Origin of the sequence: Mesorhizobium sp. M5C.F.Ca.IN.020.29.1.1, assembly GCF_003997375.1 — a bacterium.
Lineage (GTDB): Bacteria > Pseudomonadota > Alphaproteobacteria > Rhizobiales > Rhizobiaceae > Mesorhizobium > Mesorhizobium wenxiniae.
In genome coordinates this window covers 1-5222 of record NZ_RZSW01000451.1, presented here as the reverse complement: position 1 = coordinate 5222, position 5222 = coordinate 1, and the positions used below count along the sequence as shown (strand labels likewise).

4 protein-coding genes and 1 pseudogene are annotated in these 5222 nt (G+C 62.3%); all 5 read right to left on the bottom strand.

Features of this window, described 5'->3' with window-relative positions:
- Positions 1-258: pseudogene (locus EOA85_RS26815) on the bottom strand (DNA repair protein RadA); the annotation flags it as partial.
- Positions 259-488: 230 nt separating this feature from the next.
- Positions 489-1979: a replicative DNA helicase gene (locus EOA85_RS26805; protein ID WP_065009846.1), complete on the bottom strand. Its 1491-nt coding sequence runs from the start codon at positions 1977-1979 to the stop codon at positions 489-491.
- 242 nt (positions 1980-2221) lie between these two features.
- On the bottom strand, positions 2222-3184 hold the full coding sequence (locus EOA85_RS26800; RefSeq protein ID WP_127211776.1) for a small ribosomal subunit Rsm22 family protein: 963 nt from the start codon (positions 3182-3184) through the stop codon (positions 2222-2224).
- Between the two features lie 3 nt (positions 3185-3187).
- Positions 3188-3511 carry a YnfA family protein gene (locus EOA85_RS26795; RefSeq protein ID WP_127211775.1) on the bottom strand — a complete coding sequence of 108 codons (324 nt, stop codon included), beginning with the start codon at positions 3509-3511 and terminating at the stop codon, positions 3188-3190.
- 84 nt (positions 3512-3595) lie between these two features.
- Complete coding sequence (locus EOA85_RS26790) at positions 3596-4885, bottom strand: cyclopropane-fatty-acyl-phospholipid synthase family protein (RefSeq protein WP_127211774.1); 1290 nt, start codon at positions 4883-4885, stop codon at positions 3596-3598.
- Between the last annotated feature and the right edge of the window lie 337 nt (positions 4886-5222).

The following is a 5222-nucleotide window of genomic DNA, read 5'->3' as shown; positions in this document are numbered from 1 at the left end:
GCCGCCGGTGGCGCGGTCGAGTTCGCCGATGCCGGAGACGATGCGCGGCGCATCCTCGATATCGCCGGACAAAGTCGTCAGCACCACGGCACGGCCCTTGCGTGCATTTCGGGTGCTGGCCGGACCCGAGCCGATGCCGCCGGACGTGCCTTCCTCGACCAGCGTATTCCACTCGCCGCAGGCATCGCATTTACCGGCCCAGCGCTGATGCACCGAACCGCAATTCTGGCAGATGAACTGGATGCGCGATTTGGCCATCAGGCTGATGACGCTCCAAAGCGGTCGGAGGCTGGTGATCCTGCCCACCCCCCTCTGGCCTGCCGGACATCTCGCCCGCAAGGGGGGAGATTGGATGTCGCCATCGCTTTGGCCAATCGCTGACGTTGCAGGAAGAGCAATGCCGGCAAAGCTGCCGATCTCCCCCCTTGCGGGCGAGATGTCCGGCAGGCCAGAGGGGGGTGTGACGGAGCGCGGCGGTAAGTCAAAAACTACTCAAACCTCTCCGCAATATGATGCTCCTCGGCGAGGTCGGAGAAGCGGGTGAACTCGCCCTGGAAAGCGAGGCTGACTGATCCGGTCGGCCCATGACGCTGCTTGGCGACGATGACCTCGGCCTTGCCGCGCATCTCGTTCATCTCGTTTTCCCATTTGATGTATTCGTCGGTGCCGGGCTTCGGCTCGCGGTTCTTCAGATAGTATTCCTCGCGGTAGACGAACATCACCACGTCGGCGTCCTGCTCGATCGAACCGGATTCGCGCAGATCCGAAAGCTGAGGGCGCTTGTCGTCACGGCTTTCGACTTGGCGCGACAGCTGCGACAGCGCGATGATCGGCACGGCAAGCTCTTTGGCCAGCGCCTTCAGGCCGGTGGTGATTTCGGTGATCTCCTGCACACGGTTCTGTGAGGATTTGGCGCTCGATCCCTGCATCAGCTGGATATAGTCGATGACGATGACGTCGAGGCCGCGCTGGCGTTTCAGCCGCCGCGCCCGCGCTGATAGCTGGGCGATCGAGATGCCGCCGGTCTGGTCGATGAACAGCGGGATCTTCTGCATGGTCTGCGAGCATGCGACCAGCTTTTCGAAGTCCATCTCGCTGATCTCGCCGCGGCGAATTTTTGACGACGGGATTTCGGTCTGCTCGGAAATGATGCGGGTAGCGAGCTGTTCCGATGACATTTCGAGCGAGAAAAAGCCGACCACGCCGCCATTTGCCGCCTTGAACGAGCCGTCGGCCTGTTGCGCCGGCACATAGGCTTCGGCGATGTTGAAGGCCATGTTGGTGGCAAGCGAGGTCTTGCCCATGCCGGGGCGGCCGGCGATGATGATCAGATCGGAGGGCTGCAGGCCGCCCATGCGGCGGTCGAGATCGCGCAGGCCCGTGGCGACGCCCGACAAATGCCCGTCGCGCATATAGGCGGCATTGGCCATGTCGACGGCGGTTTTGACCGCATCGGTGAAGCTCTCGAAGCCGCCATCGTAGCGGCCGGTCTCGGCCAGTTCGAACAGGCGCCGTTCGGCATCCTCGATCTGCTCGGACGGCGACATGTCGACCGGCGCATCGTAGGCGATGTTCACCATGTCCTCGCCGACGGTGATCAGTGCGCGTCGCGTGGCGAGATCGTAGATGGCGCGGCCGTAGTCGGCGGCGTTAACCACGGTGACCGCCTCGACGGCCAGCCGCACGACATATTGCGCAACCGTCATGTCGCCGACCTTCTCGTCGGCAGGTAGGAAGGTCTTCAGCGTGATCGGTGTCGCAATCTTGCCCATACGGATGAGTTCGGCGGCGACTTCGAAGATTTTTCTATGCAGCGGCTCGTAAAAATGGCCGGATTTCAGGAAATCCGAGACGCGGTAGAAAGCATCGTTATTGACGAGGATGGCGCCGAGCAGCGCCTGCTCGGCTTCGATGTTGTTCGGTGCCTCGCGATAGAGCGGTGTTTCCGCCACGCCGAATTTTCGTGCTGCCTCTGCCATGATGTCCCCGATTTCGATCCCGGCTCCTCGATATCAGAATGGGAAAAATCAGTGCTGACTTATCTGCAACAGTACCTGTCCAACCGGCTTTGATGCCCACTGTTCACAGGAACGATAAACCGTCCACAGGACGGAATTCCCGTGCTCCGATTCCGGTTGACTCGGTAAGGTCGTGATTCTGCGCGATAGCTAGAACAAATGAAGAACAAAATCAAGTGTGTGGTGGACGCGGGCCGAAGTCGCTAGACGGAATCACCCCAGTCCAGCCGCCGCGCCGCCTTGAACAGTTCACCGTGGCGCTTGGTGAACAGTTTCTCGTCGGCACTGCCGTCCTTTTGGCAAAGTTTCAGCAGGACCTTGCCGGAGCCCGATTTCGGCGGTGCGATCACACGTGCCTGCGGTGGGGCAACAGCTTGGCGGGAGGCGGCGATGTAGATGAATTTCTCGTCCTCCCATGGCACGTCGGCATCTTTAGCCAGCCGGTGCAGGCGCGAACGCGCGACACGGCGCGAAAAATGGCACCAGTCGGGCGGCACGAGCGGGCAGGGAGCCTCATGCGGGCAAGGCGCAAGCACATGCGCGCCCGCCTCGATCAGCTGCCGGCGCACGGCAACGATGCGCTGCCATCCGGCCGGCGTGCCCGGCTCCACCACCAGCAGCGTGTTGTCGGTCAGGTGCCAGAGCCGGTCGATGAGTTTTGGCAGTGACGCCGGTCCGATCTCGTCCAGCACATAGGCGCAGGTGACCAGCTCGGCCGGCTTGAGATCGGCGAGATCGAGGGTGACATCGCCGGCCAGCCAGGCGACCCTGGCCGTCATCGCCTCAGTGGCAAGCGCCTCGCCGACCCGGCGCACCGCGGCGCTCGCCTCGATGAGCACCGCCTGCTGGAGGTCGGGCCAGATATCGAGCGCGGCCCAAAGCACCGTACCAGGGCCGGCGCCTATATCGAGCAGGGTTTTCGGAGCATAATCGGGTCTTGCCTCGCTGAGCGCATCGAGGCCGGCACGGACGGCGGCATAGGTCGCCGGCAGCCGCGTCGCCAGATAGGCCTTGACCGCCATCTGCTCGGCCATGTGCAGACGGCCGTCGCGCAGTTCGGCGCGGTAGCGGTCCGACAGCGTTTTTGCCGCTTGCTTCAGCGTCGGCAGCGGTACTTTTTCGAGCAGGCGCTCGACGCCCTGTCGAAGTGGGATAGGCAGTTCCATAGCTCACGCCCCCCGAGGCGCGAGCAGGATGACCGAGGCGCCAAGGATGCAGAGCGCGGAACCGGCAAGGTCCCAGCGGTCGGGGCGCACGCCTTCCACCAGCCACAGCCATCCGACCGAGGCAGCGATGTAAATGCCGCCATAGGCGGCATAGGCGCGACCCGCCGCGCTGACGTCTACCAGCGCCAGCAGGAAGCCGAACAATGCGAGCGAGGCTAGGCCTGGCGCCAGCCACAACGGCGACTTTTCCAGCCGCCACCACGCCCAGATCGAAAAGCAGCCGGCGATCTCGGCAAGGGCAGCAACGATGTAGATGAGATAGGTCATGAAAAAAGGTCTCGCGGCGACGACGAGACCTTTTTCAGCGTGCGGGCCGGCAAAGGCAAGCCGCAATGGGCGATCGCCGGCAGTCTATTCTGTATCCGCTACCTTGCGCCGCCGCGCGGGCTTGACGGTAGCGGTTTTTGGGCGATGTCCCATGTCACGCATCTCCAGCGCCTTCTCGCATTTGGCCATATAGTCGCGAGACATCGGCAGCGTGTCGTTCTTCTTGGCGATCTGGATTTGGAAGATCACCAGATCCTGCCAGCGGAAGGCGGCTTCCGAGGCAGCTAGGTAGAACTCCCACATGCGGCAGAAACGCTCGTCGTAAATCGCCTTGGCCTTGTCGCGGTTGGCGGCGAAGCGCTCGCCCCAGTGCTTCAGCGTGTCGGCATAATGCAGCCGCAGGATTTCGATGTCGGTGACGATGAGGCCCGACTTTTCGATCGCCGGCATCACTTCCGAGAGCGAGGGGATATAGCCGCCCGGGAAGATGTATTTGCGAATGAAGGCGCTGGTTGCCCACGGCACGCCGGAGCGGCCGATCGTGTGCAGCAGCATGACGCCGTCCGGCTTCAAGAGTGTCGCCGATTTGTCGAAAAAGGTGCGGTAGTGATTGACGCCGACATGCTCGAACATGCCGACCGAGACGATGCGGTCGAAGCGCTCGTTGAGCTCGCGGTAATCCCTCAATTCGAAATGCACGCGGTTTTCCAGGCCTTGCGCATGGGCGCGGTCGGTGGCGACGCCATGCTGCTCGGTCGACAACGTCACACCTTGCACGTCTACGTCGAAGGCCTTGGCGAGATAGAGGCCAAGCCCGCCCCAGCCGGAGCCGATGTCGAGCACCGTCTGACCGGCCTTCAGCCTGAGCTTGGCGGCGATGTGGCGCTTCTTGGCGGCCTGCGCCTCATCGAGCGTCATGTCCGGCTGCTCGAAATAGGCGCAGGAATAATGCATGTCCTCGTCGAGGAAGAGCCGGTAGAGCTCGCCCGATAGATCATAGTGGCGCTGCACGTTGCGGCGCGCGCGCGCCGCCGTGTTGATCTGCTGCAGGCGGCGGAAGGCGTGGCGCAGGCCCTCGATTGCCTTCGACCAGGTGGCATCGATGCCGCCGCTACCCATGTTCTGGAAAGCGATACGCATCACCCCCAGCACGCCACCCTCGAGTATGTCGAGTTCGCCGTCCATGTAGGCCTCCGGCACCGCCAGCATCGGATCGAAGGTGATGGCGCGCTCGGCATGCGCGGTCTTGATGTGCATGTGCACCGGATCGCCAGTGCCATCGCCGAAAATCACCGAGAGGCCTTTCGGTCCGGTGACTTTGAGGTTGCCGGTGCGCACCAGGCGGTCGAGAATGCGTTTCAGCAGAATATTCATGACCAATATCCCCTCTTGGCCAGACACGCTGTCTCGCGCACGATCCCGAAAATCGGATTCGATTTTCGGAAAGGATCATGCGCCAAACCGAAGTTCTACAGCTTCATTTGCGCGTCCAAAGGACGCGCGGCGCTGTAGTCTGCCTCAACATATAGGGGTTCGAAAAGTTCCTTTTGGCACAAAAATGCCCAGGCGAGGGGCCCGGGCATTGGTCCAGAAATGACTGGAAGCCGACGAAACGTTTTGAAGCGCCGCTCTGACGCCTTGTGACGTGCAATCAGCCGTTGTCTTCGCCGCCTTCGAACTCGGCATTGGGATCGAAGAAGTTGTCCGGGCG

Bases quoted from the DNA above. Each gene is read 5' to 3' on its own strand.
- EOA85_RS26805 (WP_065009846.1), bottom strand. From the start codon at position 1,979: ATGGCAGAGGCAGCACGAAAATTCGGCGTGGCGGAAACACCGCTCTAT.
- EOA85_RS26800 (WP_127211776.1), bottom strand. From the start codon at position 3,184: ATGGAACTGCCTATCCCACTTCGACAGGGCGTCGAGCGCCTGCTCGAA.
- EOA85_RS26795 (WP_127211775.1), bottom strand. From the start codon at position 3,511: ATGACCTATCTCATCTACATCGTTGCTGCCCTTGCCGAGATCGCCGGC.
- EOA85_RS26790 (WP_127211774.1), bottom strand. From the start codon at position 4,885: ATGAATATTCTGCTGAAACGCATTCTCGACCGCCTGGTGCGCACCGGC.